20 protein-coding genes are annotated in these 22,186 nt (G+C 73.7%); 7 read left to right on the top strand and 13 right to left on the bottom strand.

Features of this window, described 5'->3' with window-relative positions; genetic code table 11:
• Position 1 precedes the first annotated feature (1 nt).
• Entirely contained in the window at positions 2-1,165 is a 1,164-nt protein-coding gene (locus Ae331Ps2_RS25685) for an ABC transporter permease (protein ID WP_075305977.1), read from the bottom strand.
• Between the two features lie 151 nt (positions 1,166-1,316).
• A complete protein-coding gene (locus tag Ae331Ps2_RS25680; protein ID WP_075305978.1) occupies positions 1,317-2,159 on the bottom strand; it encodes an IS5 family transposase in 843 nt (280 codons plus the stop codon).
• A 240-nt stretch (positions 2,160-2,399) separates the two neighbouring features.
• Here Ae331Ps2_RS25680 and Ae331Ps2_RS25675 point away from each other — a divergent pair, with 240 nt between their 5' ends.
• Genes Ae331Ps2_RS25675 through Ae331Ps2_RS34025 form a run of 3 tightly spaced genes read left to right on the top strand, consistent with a single transcriptional unit; the run spans position 2,400 to position 5,466 of the window.
• Entirely contained in the window at positions 2,400-3,203 is an 804-nt protein-coding gene (locus Ae331Ps2_RS25675; protein ID WP_075305980.1) for a DeoR/GlpR family DNA-binding transcription regulator, read from the top strand.
• Positions 3,200-3,988 carry a DeoR/GlpR family DNA-binding transcription regulator gene (locus Ae331Ps2_RS25670; protein ID WP_075305982.1) on the top strand — a complete coding sequence of 263 codons (789 nt, stop codon included), beginning with the start codon at positions 3,200-3,202 and terminating at the stop codon, positions 3,986-3,988. The genes Ae331Ps2_RS25675 and Ae331Ps2_RS25670 overlap by 4 nt, the downstream gene beginning before the upstream one ends.
• A complete protein-coding gene (locus Ae331Ps2_RS34025; protein WP_212611714.1) occupies positions 3,985-5,466 on the top strand; it encodes an FGGY-family carbohydrate kinase in 1,482 nt (493 codons plus the stop codon). The genes Ae331Ps2_RS25670 and Ae331Ps2_RS34025 overlap by 4 nt, the downstream gene beginning before the upstream one ends.
• A gap of 37 nt (positions 5,467-5,503) precedes the next feature.
• Here the strand turns inward: Ae331Ps2_RS34025 and Ae331Ps2_RS25660 are convergent, their stop codons facing one another.
• The 4 genes from Ae331Ps2_RS25660 to Ae331Ps2_RS25645 are packed head-to-tail and all read right to left on the bottom strand — an operon-like array spanning position 5,504 to position 11,034.
• Entirely contained in the window at positions 5,504-6,316 is an 813-nt protein-coding gene (locus tag Ae331Ps2_RS25660; protein WP_075305984.1) for a BtpA/SgcQ family protein, read from the bottom strand.
• A 10-nt stretch (positions 6,317-6,326) separates the two neighbouring features.
• Positions 6,327-7,634: an amidohydrolase family protein gene (locus Ae331Ps2_RS25655; RefSeq protein WP_075305986.1), complete on the bottom strand. Its 1,308-nt coding sequence runs from the start codon at positions 7,632-7,634 to the stop codon at positions 6,327-6,329.
• Positions 7,631-10,009, bottom strand: coding sequence for an ATP-binding cassette domain-containing protein (locus Ae331Ps2_RS25650; protein WP_075305987.1), 2,379 nt, complete (start codon positions 10,007-10,009; stop codon positions 7,631-7,633). The genes Ae331Ps2_RS25655 and Ae331Ps2_RS25650 overlap by 4 nt, the downstream gene beginning before the upstream one ends.
• Positions 10,006-11,034, bottom strand: a complete 1,029-nt coding sequence (locus Ae331Ps2_RS25645) for an ABC transporter substrate-binding protein (RefSeq protein ID WP_075305988.1) — start codon at positions 11,032-11,034, stop codon at positions 10,006-10,008. Before Ae331Ps2_RS25645 ends, Ae331Ps2_RS25650 begins: the two co-directional genes overlap by 4 nt.
• Positions 11,035-11,145: 111 nt before the next feature.
• On the opposite strand from Ae331Ps2_RS25645, the gene Ae331Ps2_RS25640 reads away from it, so the two are divergent.
• The 3 genes from Ae331Ps2_RS25640 (at position 11,146) to Ae331Ps2_RS25630 (ending at position 13,127) form a co-directional block, all read left to right on the top strand.
• The gene (locus Ae331Ps2_RS25640) at positions 11,146-11,763 is read left to right on the top strand and encodes a phosphoribosyltransferase family protein (RefSeq protein ID WP_075305990.1); all 618 of its coding nucleotides are present in this window, start codon (positions 11,146-11,148) and stop codon (positions 11,761-11,763) included.
• The gene (locus Ae331Ps2_RS25635; RefSeq protein ID WP_075305992.1) at positions 11,760-12,587 is read left to right on the top strand and encodes a dimethylarginine dimethylaminohydrolase family protein; all 828 of its coding nucleotides are present in this window, start codon (positions 11,760-11,762) and stop codon (positions 12,585-12,587) included. Before Ae331Ps2_RS25640 ends, Ae331Ps2_RS25635 begins: the two co-directional genes overlap by 4 nt.
• Positions 12,588-12,800: 213 nt before the next feature.
• Entirely contained in the window at positions 12,801-13,127 is a 327-nt protein-coding gene (locus tag Ae331Ps2_RS25630) for a helix-turn-helix domain-containing protein (RefSeq protein WP_075311693.1), read from the top strand.
• Between the two features lie 4 nt (positions 13,128-13,131).
• Here the strand turns inward: Ae331Ps2_RS25630 and Ae331Ps2_RS25625 are convergent, their stop codons facing one another.
• The 7 genes from Ae331Ps2_RS25625 to Ae331Ps2_RS25595 all read right to left on the bottom strand — a co-directional run bounded on the left by Ae331Ps2_RS25625 (position 13,132) and on the right by Ae331Ps2_RS25595 (position 21,037).
• A complete protein-coding gene (locus Ae331Ps2_RS25625; protein WP_075305994.1) occupies positions 13,132-14,037 on the bottom strand; it encodes a shikimate dehydrogenase in 906 nt (301 codons plus the stop codon).
• Positions 14,034-15,008, bottom strand: coding sequence for an MsnO8 family LLM class oxidoreductase (locus Ae331Ps2_RS25620; protein WP_075305996.1), 975 nt, complete (start codon positions 15,006-15,008; stop codon positions 14,034-14,036). Before Ae331Ps2_RS25620 ends, Ae331Ps2_RS25625 begins: the two co-directional genes overlap by 4 nt.
• Positions 15,005-15,898 (bottom strand): hypothetical protein, encoded by an 894-nt coding sequence (locus tag Ae331Ps2_RS25615; RefSeq protein WP_075305998.1) that lies wholly within the window; start codon positions 15,896-15,898, stop codon positions 15,005-15,007. The genes Ae331Ps2_RS25620 and Ae331Ps2_RS25615 overlap by 4 nt, the downstream gene beginning before the upstream one ends.
• An 11-nt stretch (positions 15,899-15,909) precedes the next feature.
• A complete protein-coding gene (locus Ae331Ps2_RS25610; protein WP_075306000.1) occupies positions 15,910-17,523 on the bottom strand; it encodes an ABC transporter ATP-binding protein in 1,614 nt (537 codons plus the stop codon).
• Positions 17,520-18,380, bottom strand: coding sequence for an ABC transporter permease (locus Ae331Ps2_RS25605; RefSeq protein ID WP_075306002.1), 861 nt, complete (start codon positions 18,378-18,380; stop codon positions 17,520-17,522). Before Ae331Ps2_RS25605 ends, Ae331Ps2_RS25610 begins: the two co-directional genes overlap by 4 nt.
• The gene (locus tag Ae331Ps2_RS25600) at positions 18,377-19,345 is read right to left on the bottom strand and encodes an ABC transporter permease (protein WP_075306004.1); all 969 of its coding nucleotides are present in this window, start codon (positions 19,343-19,345) and stop codon (positions 18,377-18,379) included. The genes Ae331Ps2_RS25605 and Ae331Ps2_RS25600 overlap by 4 nt, the downstream gene beginning before the upstream one ends.
• Before the next feature lie 69 nt (positions 19,346-19,414).
• The gene (locus Ae331Ps2_RS25595; protein ID WP_075306006.1) at positions 19,415-21,037 is read right to left on the bottom strand and encodes an ABC transporter substrate-binding protein; all 1,623 of its coding nucleotides are present in this window, start codon (positions 21,035-21,037) and stop codon (positions 19,415-19,417) included.
• A 292-nt stretch (positions 21,038-21,329) separates the two neighbouring features.
• Between Ae331Ps2_RS25595 and Ae331Ps2_RS25590 the strand changes: the two genes are divergently transcribed.
• Positions 21,330-22,154, top strand: coding sequence for a transposase family protein (locus Ae331Ps2_RS25590; protein ID WP_075313133.1), 825 nt, complete (start codon positions 21,330-21,332; stop codon positions 22,152-22,154).
• Positions 22,155-22,186 lie beyond the last annotated feature (32 nt).

Below are 22,186 nucleotides of genomic sequence, written 5' to 3'. Positions count from 1 at the left end.
GTCAGCGTCCGCTCGGGTCGGGGGCGGCGACCGGCGCCGCGTCCGCGGACGGTCGGGTCGGGGGAGCAGTCCCGTCCGTGGTGCGTCTGCGGTGTTCCTGCCAGCGCCGCAGCACCGGCGGCCGCAGCGCGACGAGGACGATCATCACCGCGAACACGGTCCCGCCGAGCTCGCTGGGGATCCCGAGCTGCACCTGGAGCCCGTTCACCGCGCCGGTGGAGATCCCGGCGAAGGCGAATGCCGCCACGAGGGCCCCCACCGGCGAGAGCCCGCCGAGGAGGGCGGCGGTGAGACCGTTGAATCCGGTGCCGTCGGCGAACCCGTCGACCACCCGGTAGTTGACACCCAGCACCTGGACCGCTCCGGCCAGCCCCGCGATCCCGCCGCTGACCAGCATGGCGCGCACCGCGGCCGGCCCGGCCGCCATCCCGGAGTGCAGGCCGAAGGCGGGTGCCTCCCCGGTCATTCGCTGCTCGTAGCCCCAGGTCGTGCGGAAGAGCAGGAACCAGACCGCGACCGTGGCCGTCACGACCACGACGACGCCGACCCCGACCTTGGAGGCGGTGTCGAACACCGGCAGCTGGGCCGAGCGCTCGATCCGCGGGGTGAAGGGCTGGGACGAGCGGTCGGCACGCATCGGGAAGCTGATGAGGTACGAGACCAGCAGGATCGCGATGTTGTTGAAGATGATCGAGCAGATCAGCTCGTTGACCCCGAACCGCACCTTCAGCAGCGCGGGGACCAGCGCCCAGAGCGCGCCCGCGAGTACGGCGGCGAGGATCGCGCCGAGCAGGTGCGTCACCCCGGGCAGCGGGAGGGCGTAGCCGACCCAGCCCGCCGCGACCCCGCCGACCGCGTACTGCCCCTCCTGGCCGATGCTGAACATCCCACTGCGCAGCACGACCACCCCCGCGAGCGCGCAGAGCCCGAGCGGCGGCAGCAGGGCGAGGGTGTTGAGGAGGTCGCAGCGGTCCGGACGACACGAGAAGCCCGCGTCGAGAACGGTGGCCGCCGCGGCCAGCGGATCGGCGCCGCCGATCCGGATCAGCAGCGCTCCGACCAGCAGGCCGAGCAGCGCGGCGCCGAGCGAGACGACCACGGCCCGGACGCGGGGATCGGACAGCGTCAGAGGGGACGAGATGGCGGCCTCCCGGAGCTCGGTCACGGCGGCCGACGATAGCGTCGTCTGTGAATCTATAACGTCGTACTGTTAGTTGTTCACGATCTCGCAATACCGAGAGCGATCGGCAAAGTCGTGTTCACAGACTTATCCCCCGATCGTGACCACCTTAGAGGTCGCGCGGATTGATGGATGATCATGGGCGGCGGTGTGGTCGGCTGTCCCAGCGGTGCGTGGTCCAGGCCTGCCGGATCAGGCTACGGAGTGTGATGATGGTGTCGGCGAGGTCGAAGAACGCGTCGACGACGGTTTCGCGGCGTTCGTAGCAGCGCTGCAGCCGGTTGAAGCTGTTGTGCCAGGCGTTGGTGCGCTCGATGTGCCAGCGTTGGGTGGCCTGGATCGGTGCTTTCTCGCCCTTGCGCGCGATCTCGCTGTGCAGGCCCCGTTCGGTGAGTGTGTCGCGGGTCTTACCGGAGTCATAGCCGGCGTCGAGGTGCACGGTGATGTCGTCGGGCAGCGGGCCGAGAGCGTCGAGGTGGTCGAGAGTGGGGCCCAGTAGCGGGGAGTCGTGGCGGTGTGCCCCGGCCAGGACCCGGCCCAGTGGGATGCCATGGCCCTCGACGAGCACCGATCGCTTCATGCCCTGTTTACGCCGGTCAACCGGTGACGGTCCGGCGACCTCACCGCCGCCGGGGGCCTTGGTGATGGCGCCGTCGACGGCAACGTCGTCAAGCAACAGGCCGACGATGCGGTCGTAGGCGTCCAGGGCGATCCGGCGTAGCTGGGCGAAGACCCCGAGCCGGATCCACTCGTCACGGCGATCGCGGATGGTGGTCGCCGAGCAGGTGCTGTCGGAGACGCCCTGATACGGGCAGCCGAACCGCAGCACCTGCAGGAGCTTGTCGAACACGACCCGATCCGCGATCCGGCGGCGGTGACAGCCCCACGGATGAGTGGGATCGAACTCGCCCCGGGGCGGCAGCAGCGCGGCGAACTGGTCCCACAACGGCTCGGTCAACCATGATGGCAGGGCGGGCACGCGGCCTCCAGACGATCACGAAGAGTCAACAACTTCATGATCGACAGGCCCGTGCCCGCCCCTCACCATCGACACCCGGCCGCGACCCAGCTGTGATCAATCCGCGCGACCTCTAAGGCTGGCCTGGTCGCAGCCCGTCATCGGGGTGCCGCCGAGCAGGGCGGCGCGCCACTGTGAGGCTCGGACCAAGATGTGATCTGATGACATCGTGATGACGGTCCTGCCGCAGAGGTGCCTGCGATGAGCCGCACCGCGACCCGTCGCGCCGAGCTGTTGCGGCGCGTCCGCGCGGCGGGCGAGCTCGGCTTCACCGAGCTCGCGGAGCAGCTGGCGGTCTCCGAGATGACGGTGCGCCGCGACGCCCACGCACTCGAGAGCGACGGGCTGCTGCGGCGCGTGCACGGCGGAGTGATCGTGAACCCGGACCAGGGCGGGGTCGACCGCCTCTTCTCCGCCGGGGACCGGGACCTCCACCTCGCCCGGACTGCGATCGCGGCGGCGGGGGCCACCCTCGTCGGCGAGGGGGAGGCGGTCGCCCTGGGTGCCGGGACCGCCGTCGTCGAGCTCGCGCGGGTCCTGGTCGGACGGGACGATCTCACCGTCGTCACCTCCGGCCTGGCGGCGATGACCGTCCTCGCCGGGACGGCGGGCCCCCACGTCCTCGCGACCGGCGGGCTCGTCGAGCCCGGGCGGCTGGGGCTGGTCGGCGACCGGGCCGAGGCCGGGTACGACGGGGTGAACTGCGACATCGCGTTCCTGTCGGCGGACGGCATCGGCGGGATCGGTAGTGCGGTGCTCACCAGCAGCTCGGAGGACGAAGCCCGGGTGGCCGCCGCGGCCGTCCGGTCGGCACGCAGGCGCGTCGTCCTCGCGGACCGGACCACGCTCGGTCGGACCGAGCTGTACACGGTCGTCCCGCTGACCGCGGTGGACGTGCTGGTCACCGACGCCGAGCCGGACAGCCCCCTCCTGGAGCCGGTCCGGGCGGCGGGGGTCGAGGTCCTCGTCGCGGGCGGTGTCCCCGCGAGCCCGGGTGCGTCGTGACCGCCCCGGTGGCCGATCGGCGGGCCCGCATCCGCGTCCTGCTCGCGCGTGACGGCGAGGTCCGCTTCGACGCCCTCGCGCGCGAGTTCGGCGTCTCCGAGATGACCGTCCGCCGCGACATCGACCAGTTGGAGGCGGAGGGGGTCGCCCGGCGGGTGCGGCACGGGGCCATCGACGTCACGGGCCGGTCGTCGGAGCCCCGCTTCTCGCGCCGCGCCGGGGTCGAGACGCCCGCGAAGGCGGCCATCGCCGCGGCGGTGGCCGAGCTGCTGCCCGTCTCGGGCGGGCTGATCCTCGACTCGGGCACCACGGTGCTCGAGGTGGCCCGACGGATGTCCGGACTCCGGTCGGACCTGACCGTCATCACCCCCAGCGTGCTCGTGGCGACGCACCTGGCGGACAGCGGGGCGCGGGTCGTGCTCACCGCGGGGTCCGTGCGGCCGGAGGAGCTCTCCGTCGTCGGACCGGAGGCCGTGGCGTCCTTCGAGGGGCTGCACTGCGAGATGGCGGTCCTCGGCGTCGCCGGACTCGACATCGAGCGCGGCCTCACCGACTACAGCCTGGAGGAGGCCCGCGTGAAGGCCGCGGCGGTCCGGGCGTCGCGTCGGGTCGTCGCCGCCGTCGACCGGACGAAGCTGGGGCGGGTGTTCTTCGCCGCCGTCGCCCCGGTGAGCGCGGTGGACGTGCTGGTCACCGACGCCGAGCCGGAGCACCCGGTCCTGCGGGCGCTGCGGGACCGGGGGACGCAGATCGTGACGGTGGACGCCCGGGGGGTGCCCGGGTGAGTGGCGGCCTCCTGCTCGGGCTGGACATCGGGACGACCGCGACCAAGGGTGTGCTGCTGGACCTCGACCGGGGCGTCGTCGCGCAGTGGCGGCTGCCCGTGGAGCTGCACTCGCCGCAGATCGGGCACGCCGAGGTCGAGGCAGGGGACTGGTGGGCGAACGTGTGCCGGGTGCCCGCGGCGCTGCTGGCCTCGGCGGGAGTCGACGCCGGCGCGGTCGCGGGCGTGGCGGTGACCGGGATGGTGCCCGCCGTGATCCCCGTGGGCCGGGGCGGGGAGCCGCTGACCCGCGCGATGCTGCAGAACGACGCCCGGGCGTCGGTCGAGATCCGCGAGCTGGCGGCGGAGCTGGCCGGGATCGACCTCGTCGCGCGCACCGGATCCCCGCTGTCACAGCAGTCCGTCGCGCCGACCCTGCGCTGGCTGGCCCGGCACCGGCCGCAGGTGCGCGCGGGGACGGCCACCCTGGCCGGGTCCTACGACTGGATCGCCCGCAGGCTCGGCGCCGAGCCGCACCTCGAACGCAACTGGGCGCTGGAGAGCGGTCTGTTCGACCTCGACGGCACCCCGTGTGCGCCGGTGCTGGCGGCGGCGGACCTCGATCCGGCCCTCCTACCCCCGGTCGTCGAGCCGGGCAGGGTGGTCGGCGCGGTGTCCGCGTCCGCCGCGAGCGAGACGGGCCTGCGGGTGGGCACCCCGATCGTGGTCGGTGGGGCGGACCACGTGCTCTCGGCGGTGGCGAGCGGGCTGCGCAGCCCGGGGGACTGGACGGTCAAGCTCGGCGGCGGCGGGGACATCCTGGCCGTGGCGGACTTCCCGCTCGTCGACCGCAGGCTCTATCTCGACGCGCACCCGGTCCCGGGACTCTGGCTGCCGAACGGCTGCATGGCCACCAGCGGCAGCCTGGTCCGCTGGCTCGGCGCGCTGACCGGCACCGACGACCTGGCGGCGCTCGGCGCGGAGGCAGCGGACAGACGCCCCGGCGAGGTCCTCTGCCTGCCCTACTTCCTCGGCGAGAAGTCGCCGTGGCACGACACCGACCTGCGCGGCGCGTTCGTGGGCCTGGACCTCTCGCACGACCGCGCGAGCCTCTACCGGGCGGTGCTCGAGGCCGTGGCGTTCGGCTTCCGCCACCACGTCGAGATCCTCACCGACTGCGGCATCGCGCTGGCCGCGGCGCCCGTGGTGACCAACGGCGGCGCGGGATCGGCGCTGTGGAAGCAGATCCACGCCGACGTGCTGGACCGGCCGGTCGTGGCCCTGCGCGGGCATCCCGGCGGCGCGCTCGGCGCGGCGCAGGCCGCCGCCGTCGGGGTCGGTCTGGTATCGGGCTGGGCGGAGATGCCGCTGCACGTGCGACCGGAGGCCCCCGTCCTGCCCGACCCGACCTCGGCCGCCCGGCTGGCCGAGGCCTACCGGACCTGGCGTGCGCTCGGCGAGGTCCTCACCCCGATCTCGCACCGGCTGGCGCGGTCCTGACACCCCGAATCCGGACGACTCGGACCCGAACCCGACCTCAGGCGGCCCGGCGCCCGCGCACCGCGGCGACGAACTCCGCCGCCCGGCGCGGGTCGACGCGGTTCCAGGTGTGGCGGTCCACCTTGAGCGAGGACCCGACGATGCAGCCGTCCACGATCTCCAGCATCTCGGCGATGGACTCCGCCCGCGCCCCGGTGTTGAGCAGCACCGGCACCTCGGTCGGGACGGCGGCCCGGACCTCGCGCAGCACCCCGGTGTCGGGCGCCGCGCCCGCGCGGGGACCGGACACCAGGATCGCGTCCGGCAGACTGGACACCGCGACGCTGGCGGCGACCTCCGCGGGTCCGCGGCGCCCGATCGGCGAGGCGAACTCCGGGGTGATGTTCATCAGCACCGCCAGGTCGTCACCACCGAGCCTGCGACGCTCCCGCAGGGTCCGGGCGGCGTCGGTGGTCCACAGGCCCATGTCGGACTCCCACACACCGGTCACGACCTCGCGCATGAACGCGGCGTCGGTCGCCACGGCCGCGGCGAGCGCGGTCCGGGCGTCCCAGAGGAAGTCGACGCCGAACGGGATCGAGTCCGGCCGGCACTCGGTCACGACCCGGGCCATCAGCGCGGCCGACTCCGGGCCGGGTGCCAGCTCGTAGGGGCGGTCGTTCTCGTTGCAGAACAGCACCGCGTCGAACCCCGCCTGCACCAGCACCTCGACGTCGGCCCGCAGCGCCTCGACGACGCCGCGCAGGCCCGCCCGGGCGTCGTACAGCGGGGTGCCGGGTAGGGCCGGGACGTGGGCCATGGCGATCAGCGGCGTGTGCACACCGGAGAAGACGGTGTGGAACCTGGTCATGGGACTCCCTTCACTGCGCCGGGACCGGTTCCCGGGCGGACATGAGGACGCGGCCGCCGACCACGACGTCGGTCACGTCGCCCGCGCGTTCCTGGAAGACCATGGCCGCCGCGGGATCGGTCCGCGGCCGCCAGTGCTCGCCGGAGGTGTCCACGACGACGACGTCCGCCGCGGCGCCGACCCGGAGCACCCCGAGGTCCGGGCGCCCGATCGCGACCGCGCCCTCGCAGGTCGCCATGCGCAGCACCGTCTCCGCGTCGACCCGCCGGCCGGTGGTGCCCGCCACGCGGTCGAACATCAGGGCGTGCCGCATCTCCAGGACCATGTCGGCCGTGCCGTTCAACGAGCCGTTGTCCAGGCCGAGCCCGACCGGCAGGCCCGCCTCCCGGACCCGGCCGAGCGCGCTGGTCGACCCGCCGCCGAGCATCGTCGAGCTCGGGCAGTGCGCCGCGCCCGCGCCTGCTCGGGCGAGCCGGGCCAGCTCGGCGGGTTCGGCGTGGGTGAGGTGGGCGCCGAGCACACGGCCTGCCGGGTTCGCGCCCAGGACGCGGTCGACGGCGCCCCGGGCTCCGTCGGGGGAGGCGCTCAGATGGGTGGTGACCCACCCGCCCGAGTGCTCGGCCAGGGACGCCAGCCCGCGCAGGAGCCCGTCGGAGGCCATCTCCGGGAGCTCCGCGCACGGCCACACCGTGACGCCCTCCCCGTCGGCCTCCATGGCGTGGGCGGTGAACGCGAGGGCGGTGTCGGTGGAGGTGGTCAGGCCGTCCGGGCGGACGCGGGCATCGGCCGCGGCGATCCGGGCCAGGTCCGCCGCCCAGGCCGCGGGGAGCCGGTCACCCGTTATCGGGGCCAGGACCCAGCGGAGCCCGGATGCCCTGGCGACCTCGACGGTGGCGGCGAGGCACTCCCGGCTGCGCGCCGAGCCGGCGTCGCCCACCCCCCAGCAGCCCACGACGGTCGTGACCCCGGCGCGGAGCAGGCCCGCCGCGGTCCGCCGGGCCGCCTCGGCCGCTCGCTCGGGGCCGTGGCCGAGCACCTCGGCGTAGTGGACACCGAAGAGCCAGTCCGGGAACGCGCGCGCCCGGGCGGCCGATCCGGGCAGCAGGGCGTCCATGGAGTGCTGGTGGGCGCTCACGAAGCCCGGCCGGACGTACCCGCCCCGCGCGTCGACCCGCCGGGCCCCGGGTGCGGGGGGTGCGGCCCCCTCGGCGAGGGCGACGATCCGGTCCCCGGCGATCCCGAGCCAACCCCGCACCAGGCGGTCGCCGTCCATCGTGACCAGGACGCCGTTCTCCACGACGAGCGTCGGTGCGCTCATACCGGGGGTGCCGTCCGCAGGCCGTCGACGTGCGCGGCGATCCGGTCGGTCAGGTCGTAGAACCGGCGGCTGCGGAGCAGCGTGAGGTCGCGGTCGGGCGGCAGGTCGGTGTCCAGGACGGCGACGACCCTGCCCGGTCGCGGCGAGAGCACGACGACCCGGTCGGCGAGGAACGCCGCCTCCGTGACCGAGTGCGTGACCAGCACCGTCGTGACAGCCGCCCCCGTGACCACCGTCCGCAGCTCGGCGTTCATCCGCTGGCGGGTGATGTCGTCCAGGGCGCCGAACGGCTCGTCGAGCAGCAGGAGATCGGGCGTCGCGACCAGCGCGCGGGCGAGTGCGACACGCTGGCGCATGCCGCCGGAGAGCTGGGCGGGCCTGGCGTGGGCGAACCCCGCCAGCCCGACCCGCTCCACGAGGTCGGTGACGCGGTCGTCGTTCCGGGCGGCCCCGGCGAGCTGGAGGGGGAGCCGGATGTTCTCCGCGACCGTGCGCCACGGCAGCAGCGCCGGGTCCTGCAGGGCCACCCCGATGCGGTGGGCCCGGCGGAGGTCCCCCGGCGGCCGGCCCTCGATCCGTACCGTGCCGGAACCGGGTTCCTCCAGCCCGGCGAGGAGCGCGAGGAGCGTGGACTTCCCACAGCCGGAGGGGCCGAGCAGCGCCGTCACCGAGCCGGCGGGCAGGTCGAGGTCGACGCCGTCGAGAGCGACGAGTCCGTCGGGGTAGCGCAGCCCGACCCCGTCGAGCCGGATGCCGGACCCGCCCGGCTCCGGACCGGACCCGCCCGGCTCCGGGCTCGGCTCCGTGCGTGGGGTCCGGGACCGCCGCGTCGCCGCGGGGCGCACGGCCCCGAGAAGTCGCGCCACCCGGCTCTCGACGGCGGCGATCGCCGCGTAGAGGGCGAGCGAGCAGGCGGTCACCACGACCACCGCCGACCACAGCAGGCCCAGGTCGAACGAGGTGAGCGTCAGCAGCATGAGATGGCCCAGCCCGTCGCCGGTGACCAGCCACTCCGCCAGCAGCGCTCCGGTCAGGGCGAGCGGGGCGGCCATCCGCAGCGCGGCGAACAGAGTGGGCAGGGCGGGCACGAACCGGATCCGGACCAGGACGGCCGCGGGGGACCCGCCGAAGGCGCGTCCGACGTCGACCATGGTCGCCGGGGTGCTGCGCATCGCCACGGCCGTGCCGGTCAGCACCGGGAAGAACGTGACGATCGCCGTCACGGCCGCGACGGCGACCGGGCCGCGCCCCAGCACGAGCGCGATGAGCGGGGCCATCGCCACCAGGGGCACCGAGCGCAGCGCCATCGCAGGCGGGAGGAGGACCTGCCCCACGGCCGGGAGCAGCACGAACGCCGCCGCGGCGGTGAGCGCCGCGGTCGCGCCGACGACCAGTCCCAGGAGGGCGTGCCAGAGCGTCGTGCCGGTCGCCGCGACGAGGGAGGCGCGCGTGCCCTCCGGGTCCGTGACCAGGTAACGCAGCACGTCGAGCGGCCCGCGGGCCAGGAAGGGATCCAGCCGCAGCACGAGGAGCAGGAGCTCCCACAGCACCGCCAGGACCAGGACCGAGCCCAGCCCGGCGACGACCGCGGTGAGCGGTCCCCGCCGCCCGCCGGGCAGCCCCGGCACACCGGCCTCCCGGTGCGGTGCCCACGGCACCAGGACGCGGCCCAGGAGCCCGACCGCCGCGTAGGCCGCCCCGGCGGTGGCGGCCGCGACCGCGCCCAGCGCCCAGGTTCGCTCGACGGCGAGGCTCTGCTGTGCGGCGACCAGCGCCACCCCGAGTCCGCTCTCGGCTCCCAGGTACTCGCCGATCACGGCGCCGAGCACCGCCGACGGAGCGGCGACCCGCATCCCGGCCAGCAGGTCCGGCAGCGCTGCCCGCCAGCGCACGTGGCCCAGGAGCCGGACCTCGCCCGCGCCGAACGCCCGCGCGGTGCGGACCAACGTGGGGGTGGTCGCTCGAAGGCCGCTCTCCGCCCCCACCACGGTGGGGAAGAAGACCGCCAGCGCGGCGAGCACGACCTGCGGTGTGCGGCCGCCGACGGTGGCCGCCAGCAGCGGCCCGACCGCCACCAGCGGCAGGCAGTAGGTCACCAGCGCGATCTGCAGGACCGTGCCACCCGCGCGTGGCACGACCGCGACGAGAGCCCCCGAGGCGAGGGCGAGCACGGTGCCCCATCCCCAGCCCTCGGCGGCCGCGCGCGCCGTCGGCCAGAGGTTGCGCAGGTAGAAGGCGGGCCCGTCCTCGACGACCACCCCGACCACCGCGGACGGTGGCGGCAGCACCGCGGCCCCGAGCGCTCGGGCGAGCACCTCCCAGGCCGCGACCAGCGCGAGGCCTGCGAGCAGCGGACCCGCCGCGCGCAGGGTCATGCGGCGGTCCGCAGGGCGGGATCGGCGGCGTAGACCTCGTCGAGCACGGACATGTCGAAGAGCTGGTCGGCCGCGATGGCGATCCCGCCGCGGCGCAGCGACTCGATCGACCGGTCCCGGAGCTCGTCGCTGATGGTGAACAGCCCGTTCGCCCGGGTGTCCTCGGTGAGGATCAGGGTCGCGTGGTCGTCCAGCGCCCGGCGTTGCTCCGTGCGGTCGAGGCCGAGGTCGCGGCCGTACTCGTCGACGGTCAGGGTGGTCGCGGCGTCGCGGTCCCGCAGCGCGTCCTGCCAGCCCTGGATCTCGGCGCGGACGGCGGCCGCGACCGCGGCCCGGTCCGTGGTGAGCGAGTCCCGGCGCGCCACGATGATGTCCGAGACCAGCGGGAACCCGTGGTCGGCCAGCAGCATGGTGGTGACGTCGTAGCCGCGGACCCGCAGCGAGTTCGGTTCGTTCGCGTAGAAGGAGAACCACCCGTCGACCTCCCCCGCGGCCAGCGGCTGGGGGTCGAACTGGGCGGGCACCGTGGGGACCTGAGCCGGGTCGATGCCGTTGACCTGCAAGAACGCCCGCCAGGTGGTCTCGTTGGTGGCCTGCAGGCCGATCCGGCGGCCGATCAGGTCGCGGGGTTCCCGGATGGGGGCCGAGGAGAGGCTCATGATGCAGAGCGGGTTGGTCTGGCGCACCGCGCCGAGGGCGACCAACGGGGCGCCCTGCAGGATCGCGGGCCCGGTGACGTCGCAGCCGGACAGGGTGAGCAGCGCCCGTCCCGACACCACCACGGTGTTCGGCGAGACGTTCGGCCCGCCGGGGACCAGATCGACGGCGTCGAAGCCGCCCGCCGCGAAGTGTCCGCCGCGGTCTGCCATGTACTCGCCCGCGAACTGCACGTTGCGGATCCAGCCGAGCTGGTAGACCAGCGTGCCGAAGGAGCCACCCGTCGGCGCCGGCGGTGCCGAGCACGCCGTCGCCGCGGCGAGGGTGGCCGCCGCACCGAGGAAGGAGCGCCGGGTCAGGGTGTTCATCTTCGAAACCGTAGATGTGAAGAAATCACACATCAACGCGAAGGATGTTACAAGACAACGTCTTACCGCACGGAAACACGCGATCCGGGTCCGCTGACTACCGTCTCTCACATGCGCCACCCCACCCTCCCCGCGGCGTTCGAGGCGCGGATCGGGACGCTCCCCGTCCGGCTGCCGGTCGTCGAGGTCGCCCCCGACCTCGCGGTGGCCCTGTTCATGACGATCGACCACGGTGTCGAGCTGATCGCGGGGGCCTGCCGCGAGCTCGCCGACCGGGTGCGCGGCCTCGCCCCCGACGTCGTCGCCGGTCCGGCGACGCTCGGCATCCCGGTGGCCATCGAGACCAGCCGGGCCCTGGGCCTGGACGACTACGTGATCCTGCAGAAGACCCCGAAGGCCCATCTCGGGGACGCGCTCGCGGTCGAGGCGGAGTCGATCACCACGGCCGCGCGGCAGCGGCTGCTGCTGGACCGTCGCCGGGTCGGGGCGCTCGCGGGGCGGCGCGTCCTGCTGGTGGACGACGTGGTGTCCACCGGAGGGTCGCTCGCCGCCGCACTGACCCTGCTCGACCGGGCCGGGGCGGACGTCGTCGGGGTCGGCGCGCTGCTGGGCGAGGGCACCGGCTGGCGCGCCCGGCTCGGGCCCCGTGCCGACCTGGTGCACACCCTCGGGACGATCCCGCTGTTCCGCCGGGACACCGACGGCTCCTGGTGCGAGGACCCGTCGTGACTGCCGCCCGGGCCCGCACCGAGCCCGCCCTCAACGGCCATCTGCTCGTCTCCGACGCCGACCACTTCCGGGTCGACTTCGAGATCAACCCCTACATGTCCACCCACGACCAGCCCGATCGGCTCGCGGCCCGCGCCGAACACGCCGGGATCGTCCGCGCCCACCGCGCCTCGGGCCGCCGGGTCGAGTGGCTCCCGTCGGCGCCGGACTGCCCGGACATGGTCTTCACCGCGAACGCCGGACTGGCGTGCGGCGGGCAGGTCGTGCTGGCGCGGCTGCCGGGCCCGCGCCGACCCGAGACCCCGCACCACCGGGCGTGGTTCGAGAGTCGCGGCTACGCCGTCGTCGACGCGCCGTACGACTTCAGTGGCCAGGGCGACGCGCTGCCGTGCGGACCGCTGTTGCTGGCGGGCTCGGGACATCGCACCGATGCGCGGATGCACCCCTTCCTCGCCGACCGGCTCGGGTACGAGGTCGTGAGTCTGCGGACGGTCGGCCCGCTCTGGTACGACCTGGACCTCGCGCTGGGCGTGGTCGCGCCCGACCTGCTGCTCTGGTGCCCCGAGGCCTTCGAGCCCGGCAGCCGGGCCCGGATCCGCGACCTGGGCCCGGAGCTGGTCGAGGTCGCCGAGTGCGACGCGCGCAGGTTCGCGCTCAACCTCGTCAGCGACGGGCGGACCGTCACCATGACCGATCGGGCTCCGCGGGTCGCCGCGGAGCTGCGCGACCGTGGGCTGACGGTCGTCGAGCTCCCGACCACCCAGCTCGCGAAAGGGGGCGGGGGAGTGCGCTGCACCGCACTGACGCTGCACCCCGCTCCGTAGGGGGTGTCCGGGGGATCCGGCCGGCCCGCGAGGTCCCGGGCGGCGGGCACCGGGTGTTCGGCGATCCCGACGGCGCCCGCACCACTGCTGTGAATCGACGTCCGGTTACGTACGATGACAGAGGTGTCGGACAGTAACCAGGAGCCGGCGTTCGACGAGGCCGGTCGACCTCGCCCCACCGGCGGGCACGACGCCGTCCACCACGTCTGTCCGTTGAACGAGGTGCTGGACCGGGTCAGTGGGAAGTGGGCGATCGGTGTGCTCACGCTCATCGGTGCGGAGGAGGTCGCGCGGTTCACCGAGCTCGAGCGGGGCATCCCGGGGATCAGCAGGCGGATGCTCACGTTGACGTTGCGGAATCTGGAGCGGGACGGGTTGCTGACCCGCACGGTGTACGCGACGGTGCCGCCCAGGACGGAGTATCGGTTGACCGAGGCGGCTCGGGAGCTCGCGCGGACGCTGTCGCTGCTCACCGACTGGGCCAAGCGGCACCAGACGCACGTCCAGGTGTCCCGCCTCGACTACGACGGGGCCCACTGACCTCTCACGGGTGAGTCGCCTCGAACCGCCTCAGCATGCGGTCGGCGTCGGCCCGTCGGCCGGTGAGGACCTCGAACCCGTCCGCCGCCTGCAGCACGACCATCGGCCCACCCCCCAGCACGCGGCAGCCTGCCCGCTCGGCCCCGATCAGCAGGGCGGTGCGGCGTGGCCGGTAGACGATGTCACTGACCCACAGACCTGGGTGGAGCGCAGAAGTGGGCACCGGATGTCCCTCGTGGCCGGTCATGCCGACCGGCGAGGCGTTCACGATCCCGGTGGCGTCGGTGAGCAGAGCGGGCAGGTCGTCGGGCCGACCCGTGCGTACGGTCCGGTCCCGGTGTCGTCGTCGGAGCGTCGCTGCGAGCGCCGACGCCCGGTCGTGGTCGATGTCGACCACCCAGAGGTGTGCGACGCCGATCGAGAGCAGCGCGTGGGCGACCGCCGAGCCCGCCCCACCGGCACCGACCAGCACGACGGAACGCAGGTCGTCGTCGGTCAGTCCCCCTGGCAGACAGGTACGGAGGCTCCGCGCGTACCCGGACCAGTCCGTGTTGTGACCGATCGCGTGTCCCTGGTCGAAGACGACGGTGTTGACCGCGCCGATGGCGGCCGCGTCGGGGGTGATCGCGTCGAGGAGGGGGATGATCGTCTGCTTGGCCGGGTGGGTGACGGTCACCCCCTGCCAGCCCGCGGCCCGGACCTCCCGCAGGACACCGCCCAGGACCTCGACACCGTGACCGAGTTCGTCGAGATCGAGGAGGGCGAACGCCGCCCGGATGCCGTGGGCGGCGGCCTCGGTCTCGTGCAGCAGGGGTGAGGCGGACGTCGTGATGCCGGACCCGATCAGTCCGGCCCGGTAGGTGGTGGATGGGCTCCCCAGGAGCTCGGGGTCGAGCACGGTCGTGGTCATCGCGACGGACCGGCCACGGCGGAGCGGATGCGGTCGCCCTCGCCGAGCGCGGCGACGATGCGGCCGAGACTGCCCAGCTTGTCCTCGCCGTCGGTCAGGTTGGAGGTCAGCATGAGCTCGTCCGCCCCGGTGGTCTCAGCCAGTGCGTGCAGGCGTCGTCGCACCGTCGCCGGCGAACCGACGGCCTGCTCGTCGAGCAGTCGGGCGGCGTCGTCGAGCTGGTCGGTCGTCCAGGGCAGGGCGGCCGCCACGTCGGGAGCGGGGAACGGGCTCCGAGGGCCGAGCCCGGCGACACCGAGCGCGGGTGCGAGCGCAGGGGCGACGAGCCACCGGGCGTGGGCGTCGTCCTCGCCGCAGACGGTGTGGACGGTGAGCATGGCGTGCGGGACGGAGCGGGTGGGCCCCGGACGGAAGTTGCTCCGGTAGGTCTCCAGCGCCCGGACGGCGTCGGTGGGGCCGAAGAAGTGGTGTGCGAAGGCGTACGGGAGACCCCGCTCGGCGGCGACGAGTGCGCTGGCGACGCTCGAGCCCACGAGCCAGACCTCGGCTGGGGCGCTCGCGTGCGGCAGGGCCGATCCGAGCGGGTCGGTCAGATGGCCGCCGAGCTGGTCGAGCTGCGCGTCGAGGGAGACCGTGGTGCCGCCGCCCCGCCCGACACCGAGATCGATCCTGTCGGGGTACAGGGCTGCGAGGACCCCGAACGCCTCGGCGACGGCCCGTGGCTGCCGCCCGGAGAGCAGGACGGCTCCGGAACCGATGCGCAGGGTGCGGGTCCGTGCGGCGATGGCGGCGATGAGTACCTCGGGGGTGGAGCTCGCGATGCCGGGCATGCCGTGGTGCTCGGCGACCCAGAACCGGGTGAAGCCGAGCCGGTCGGCGCGGCGGGCGAGGTCGACGGTGGTGGCGAGTGCCCGTTCCGGGGACTGACCCTCACCGACCGGGGCGAGGTCGAGCAGGGACAGAGGAATCATCGGGGGCCTCCGGAGCGGACGCCCGCCGGGCCGGGGAGGGCGCCGACGGCGACCGTGAGTTCGGAGACCTGGACGGCCTGGGCGCGGACCTCGGCGTCGGTGACACTGCGACGGCGGTCGTGCAGGCGCTGGGCCTGTTCGACGGCCTCGTCGGCCCGTCGTATCGCGGCGGCGGTGGCGGCGGTCGTGCCGTAGGTCGTGCGGGCGGCGAGGGCGATGTCGAGCAGGACGAGGTCGAGGGTGGGGGCCAGCAGCCCGTTGTAGGGGCGGGGCTCGAACCGCTTGTCCACGTGCCCCAGGGCACCGGTCCAGGGGATGTCCGCGCCGCTGACCTCGATGCGGGCGCCGTCGTGACCCGGGACGCTGATCCCCGGGTGGGAGGTGTAGGCGAGAGCGCTGATCGGTGTCGCCACGTCGGAGCGGGCGCCCTGCAGAATGGTGATCGTCGAGACGTCGGCGCCCACGGCGGGTGCGATGCGGCCGTCGAAGAGCATGGCCTCGCCGTCGTCGACGACGGTGAGCTCCGCGGCGCAGGGGTCGGACGCGCCGCAGTAGAACCACCTGCTCCGGGTGGAGACCTCACCGATGTGGTCGATCTTCTCGTCGGTGCCGATGAACTCGGCGATCCAGTACCAGACGTAGTGGCGTCCGAGCAGCTCGGCGATGGTGGGGTCGACGCGGGCGATCTCACGGACGACCCGGTGCGCGACGCGCCACGGTTGCTCCGCGCCGCCGTGGCGGGCAGGACCGAGCAGGGTGGTCAGGCCGTTGTCGGCGAGTGCGGCCACGGCGTGCCGGCGACGAGCGGCTCCGTCGGTGTCGGGCAGGTCCTCGGCGAAGGAGCGGGCGACCTCCTCCCACCAGGCGGCATCATCGGCTGTGTCGGGCACGGGTGCACTCCTCAGGGGTGGGACGGCGTCGTCACCGGCCGGTGGCGACGGGGATCGGGGACCGCATCGAGCAACGCCCTGGTGTAGGCGTCCTGCGGGTCGGACAGGACCGTGGCGGCAGGCCCGTGCTCGACGAGACGGCCGGTGCGCATGACGGCGACGTCGTGGGCGATCTCGCGCGCGACGGCGAGATCGTGGGTGATGAACAGGTAGCCGATGCCCCGGTCACGCTGCAGCCCGGAGAGCAGATCGAGGATGCGTGCCTGGACGGACACGTCGAGTGCCGAGACCGGTTCGTCGAGGACGACGAGCTCGGGGTCGAGGGCGAGGGCCCGCGCGACGGCCACCCGCTGGCGCTGACCGCCGGAGAGCTCCGCGGCCCGCCGGTGGAGGGCGTCGGCGGGGAGGTGCACGACGTCGGCGAGCTCGGCCGCACGTCGTCGACGATCGGCGGAGCTGCCGATGCGGTGCGCGTGCAACGGGTCCGCGATGATCGCCTCGACGGTCAGGCGCGGGTTCAGCGCCGTGAACGGGTTCTGCTGCACGAGCTGGACCCGGCGGCGCAGCGCGCGCAGCTCGGGCCCACGGGTGGTGGTGACGTCGAGACCGTCGAGGGTGATCCGGCCGGTGTCGGCGTCGACCAGCCGCAGCACCAGCCGTCCGACGGTCGTCTTCCCGGAACCGGACTCGCCGACCAGCGCGAGGGTGCGCCCGCGGGAGACGGTGAGGTCCAGTGCCTCGACCGCGGGTCGCTCGGCCGCCCGGCCGGTGCGGGACGGGTAGGTCTTGCCGACCCCGTCGAGCACCAGGAGCGGCGGCTCGTCGGCGTCGCGACCGACACGCTCGCTCACGCCGTCGCGCCGCGGTGCGGCGGCGGCCAGCTCGCGGGTGTAGGGGTGGCGCGGAGCGTCGAACACCTGGGCGGGATGGCCGGACTCGACGAGCTCTCCGGCCCGCATCACCAGCACCCGGTCCGCACGCTCGGCGGCGACCGCGAGGTCGTGGGTGACGAGCAGCAGGCTGGTGCCGCTCTGCGCGGTCAGGGCCGCGAGATGGTCGAGGATCTGCTTCTGGACCGTCACGTCCAGCGCGCTGGTGGGCTCGTCGGCCACGATCAGCGCCGGGCCCCCGGCCAGCGCGGCCGCGATGAGGACCCGCTGGCGCATCCCCCCGGACAGCTCGTGCGGGTACCGGTGCGCGACCCGGTCCGGATCGAGTCCGGCACGGGCGAGCGCCTCGCGGGCGAGGGCCGCGGCTGCTCGCCCCGTGGCGAGACCGTGGATCTCCAGGACCTCGGCGACCTGCCGTCCGACCCGCATGACGGGATCGAGCGACGCGCCGGGGTCCTGGGGGACGAGGGCCACGGTGCGGCCCCGCAGCCGGCGCAGCTCACGGTCGTCCGCCGCGGCGAGGTCGGTGCCGCGAACCACGACCCGTCCGGCGGTGACCGCCGCCCCCGGGGGCAGCAGTCCGAGCGCGGCGTGGGCCAGGGTGGACTTGCCCGAGCCGGACTCGCCCACGAGCGCGACCGTCTCACCCGGGTCGACGTGGAAGGACACGCCGCGCACGGCCTCGACGGACCCGTAGCGGACCGCGAGACCCTCGACCGTCAGCACCGGGTTCATCGCGGTCTCCGTCCGACGAGCAGCGACAGCCGGTTCGCGGCCAGCACGGTGGCCACGATCGCCAGGCCGGGAAAGGTGGTGAGCCACCACGCCGTGCGGAGGGAGTCGCGACCGGCGGCGACCATGGCCCCCCACTCCGGGGCGGGGGGCTGGGCGCCGTAACCGAGGAAGCCGAGCGCGGACACGGACAGGATGGCGGCGGCGAGCTCGAGGGCGGCGAGGGCGAGCAGTGGGGTGACGGCGTTGGGGAGGACGTGGCGCAGGGTGAGCCGCAGCGGCCGGTTCCCGCTGACCTGCGCGGCCTCGATGTAGGGGGAGGTCCGTACCTTGAGGACCTCCGACCGCAGGACCCGGGCGATGCCCGCGATGCTGCCGAGCGAGACGGCGAACGCGACCGCGGCGGTACCCACGCCGAGCACGGTGATCAGCGCGAGCGACAGCAGGATCCCCGGCACGGCGAACAGGACGTCCACCACCCGCATGACGACGATGTCGACGGCCCCGCCCGCCAGCCCGGCCAGCAGCCCCAGCGCGGAGCCGAACAGCACGCCCATCGCCACCGCGAGCACCGCCGTGCGCATCGTGAGCCCGGTGCCGTGCACCACGCGGGTGTAGAGGTCCCGCCCCACCGCGTCGGTGCCCAGCCAGTGCTCGGCCGAGGGAGGTTCCAGCTTCAGCGCCGGCACTCCGGCGAGTGGGTCCCCCGCCGCGAGCAGGTGCGGGACGAACACCGCGACCGCGACCGCGAGCAGCCATCCGCAGGCGAGGACCAGGCCCATCGGAGGCCGGCGACGACGTCGTCCTCCGGCCGGTCGCTGCGGTGCCGTGACGGGAGGATCCTCGAGGGCGAGCGTCATGCCGCACCTCCCGGAACCGAACGGGCCGGCCGCCGGCCGGCGACCCGGATCCGGGGGTCGAGGACCGGGTAGAGCAGGTCGACCACCAACCCGGTCAGCACGAACACGATCGCGGCGAGGACGACGACGCCCTGCACCACCGCCACGTCCTGCTGCTCGACGGCCTGTGCCACGACCCGGCCCAGACCGGGCCGGGAGAACACGGTCTCCACGACCACCGCCCCCGACAGCAGCCCACCGACGATCAGCCCGGTCATGGTCACGGTCGGCAGAGCGGCGTTGCGCAGGGCGTGCCGCAGCAGGACCCGCCCGGTTCCGGCGCCGCGGGCGCGGATGGTGTGGATGTAGGGCTCGGCCAGCGTGGCGTCGAGGCTGCGGGTCAGCAGCTGGGCGATCGTGGCGCCGGTCGGGACGGCCAGCGCCACCGCCGGCAGCACCAGCGAGGCGGGGCCCTGCGCACCGAACGCGGGGAACAGCGGTATGCCGAAGGCGAACCACTGGATGAGCAGCAGCCCGAACCAGAAGGCCGGAACCGCGACCCCGAGGGGCGGTAGCACGCCGAGCAGCTGGGCGAGCCACCGCCGACCCGTCCCGACGGTCACCAGCGCCAGCACGGTCCCGCCGACGACGGCGACCGTCAGCCCGGCGGCCGTCAGCTGCAGTGTCGAGAGCAGGGCCTCGCCGACCACGTCGAGCACCGGACGGTTGCTGACGATCGAGTGCCCCCAGTCCCCGACGGCCGCGGCGCCCAGGCGGGTCGCGTACTGGACGACGAGTGGACGGTCGAACCCGTACTCGTGGCGCAGACCGTCGAGCTGGGCTGGGGTGAGGAACCCGACGCCCGTGCCCGCCATCAGGGTCACCGGGTCCCCGGGCAGCACGTAGAGCACCGCGAAGGTGATGGTGTAGGCGGCCCAGACCACCAGCAGGGCCTGCCCGAGGCGGCCCAGGACGTAGCGAGTCAAACGGAGCGCTCCCAGTTCGTGACCGTCAGGGGATCACCGGCTCCCGCGCGGGCGGGAGCCGGTGATCGCTCAGGTGGGGTCCTTCCAGGCGCCGACCAGCAGGTCGGGCCGCGAGTCCGCGCCGAGCACCACGCCGTGCACACCCCTGGTGGTGGCGACGATCCCGGTGTTCTCGTAGACCGGGACCTGGTAGTACTGCTCGGCGATCCGCTTCTGCACGTCCGCGAGCACCCCGAAGCGGACGGCCTGGTCGACGGAGGCGAGCTGGCGGGTCAGCAGGCCGTCGAGGGTCGGGTCCTTCACCTTGTAGAAGTTGGTGCCGCTCGCGGAGTACACGGTGCGCAGGATGTCCGGGTCCGACGCGCCGCCGGCGATCCACGCCGCGTCGAACGCGCCGCTCTGCCAGGCGGCCAGGAAGTCCGGCGCCGCCCCACCCGAGAGCACGAGCTCGACGCCCGCGGCGCGGAGCTGCTGCTGCAGCACCTCGACCGCGCTCTGGGTCTGGCCCGAGGTGTTCATGTAGATCAGCTTCAGGGACAGCCGGTTCCCGTCCTTCGCCCGGATGCCGTCCGGGCCGGTAACCCACCCGGCGGAGTCCAGGTCGCGCCCGGCCGCGGCCGCGTCGAACCCGAACCACGAGCTCTGGTCGGACCACCCGGGGGTCGCCGCGGACAGGATGCTGGTGCCCACTGCGAACTCGTCGGTCACCGCGGTGTCGCGGATCTGCCCGGCGTCCACGGCGTGGGCGATGCCCCGCCGCACGGCGAGGTCACCCGTCGCGGGCCGGGACACGTTGAAGTAGAGGCCGTTGACGTAGCCCGGCGTGGAGCGGCTCACCACGGTGCCCGCCCCTTCCAGCTCGCCCACCGCCGTCGGGTCGACACCGTTGATCACATCGACCGAGCCGGAGGTCAGGCTGCCCGACCGGACCGTCGACTCGGGCACGACCGTGAAGTCGATCGCGTCCAGGTGCGCTGCCCCGGTGGTGGCGAATCCGGCGGGTGCCCACGCGTAGTCGGGCCGCCGCACCAGGGTGGTGGAGACGTCCTTGGTGTAGTTCTGCAGGACGAACGGACCCGAACCGACCACGCCCTTGCCGGTCGCGCGCTCGTCGTAGGGGATCCTCGTCGTCGCCTGCGACACGATGCCGAGCATCACGCCCGCCGTGTTGGCGGGGAACGCGGCGTTCGGTGTGGAGAACCGGACCGTCACGGTGTCGGCGTCGACCGCGTCGGTGGTCCGGTAGCCGCTGAAGAAGCTTGCCGTGCCGGGACTCTTCGCCTTGTTCGCGACCAGGTCGTCGAAGGTCGCCTTGACGTCGTTCGCGGTGACCTTGCTCCCGTCGGAGAACGTGGCGTCGTCACGCAGCTCGAAGGTGAACGCCGTCGCGTCGGCGTTGCTCGACCAGCTCTTCGCCAGCCACGGTTCGAGCTTCTTGCTGTTCGGGTCGAGGTACAACAACGAGTCGAACAACTGCCGGGTGACCGTCCACGAGTCGTTGCCGGCATTGTTCCCGGACGGGTTGAACGACAGCGGATCGGTGCTCAGGGCGTAGGTGAGCCTGCCGCCATTGACCGGTTCGCCGGTCGGGGGCGTCCCGCTCGCCGACGGGCCGGTCGAGCAGGCGCTGAGCAGAACGGCGATGGCTGCCAGGGCGGCGCCCGCGCCGAGTGTGGCGCGTCGAATGGACACGGTCGGTGGTCTCCTCGTGCGGGAAAGGGTGCCGGCGGCCCAGTCGAGAACTCGGCTCGGCGGGACGAGGGGCTGGATTTGCGCCGACGCTACGTGAGCGGACGGCGACGAAACCCCTGTCCGGGCCCCTACCGACCCCTATCGACATTGTCCGGTCACATTGAGGTGTTCTCAGTAGCGGGGTGGCAGGTCGTGGCGACACGCCGAGGGTGGTGAGATGAGCGGGAACGGGGCAGGACCCCGGTAGATCGGTTCGGTCCAGCACAGATCGACACCGTCACCGAGGTCCTGCATGTCTGATCCTGTCACCTACACCGCTGTCCTCCCGATCGGGGAGCGCACCGTGGCCTATCTGGCGCGGCTCCTGGTCCTTCAACGCCGTCGACGTGGCACCCGGCGGCGGGCGTTGACCCCGTTCGCCCAGGCAGTGCTGGTGATCCGCTGGTTCTGTGATGCTACCCGGGTCCGATGTTTGGCCGGTGACAACGCGATCAGCACTGCAACGGCCTACCGTTACCTGCACGAAGGCATCGACGTCCTCGCCGCGGCCGCACCCGGCCTGCACGGAGCCCTGCTCGCCGCCCGCACAGCCGGGCACACCCACGTGAATCTCGACGGCACCCTGATCGCCACCGACCGGTGCCGCGCGCTCGGCCTCACCCCCGGGGTCGACCTGTGGTGGTCGGGCAAGCACCGCCGCCACGGCGGGAACATCCAGGTCCTCACCGCACCTGATGGATGGCCGCTATGGACCAGCGACGTGCGGCCGGGCCGCGAGCACGACACCCGCTGCGCCCGTACCCACCCCGGGCTGCTCGAGGGCCTGGCCGCGTTCACCGACGACACCCACGCCGCGCTGGGCGACCTCGGCTACGAAGGCGAAGCCGACCGGCTCACCGTGCCCATCAAACTCGCCCCCGGCCGCGGGCAGACGGTCAACCAGCGCACCGTCAACACCCTGCACTCAGCCCTTCGTGCTCTGGCCGAACGCGGAAACGCCCTGCTCAAGACCACCTTCGCCGCGTTGCGGCGAGTCACGCTATGTCCCTGGCGCACCGGCGCGATCACCGCAGCTGCGCTCGTACTACTCCACACCGAGTACGACCGCACGACATGATCAACCCGCTACTGAGAACACCTCACTGACCT

It is taken from the genome of Pseudonocardia sp. Ae331_Ps2 (assembly GCF_001932405.1).
GTDB lineage: Bacteria > Actinomycetota > Actinomycetes > Mycobacteriales > Pseudonocardiaceae > Pseudonocardia.
Note: the sequence above shows the minus strand (reverse complement) of the source record. Positions and strands in the feature narration are given on the sequence as shown.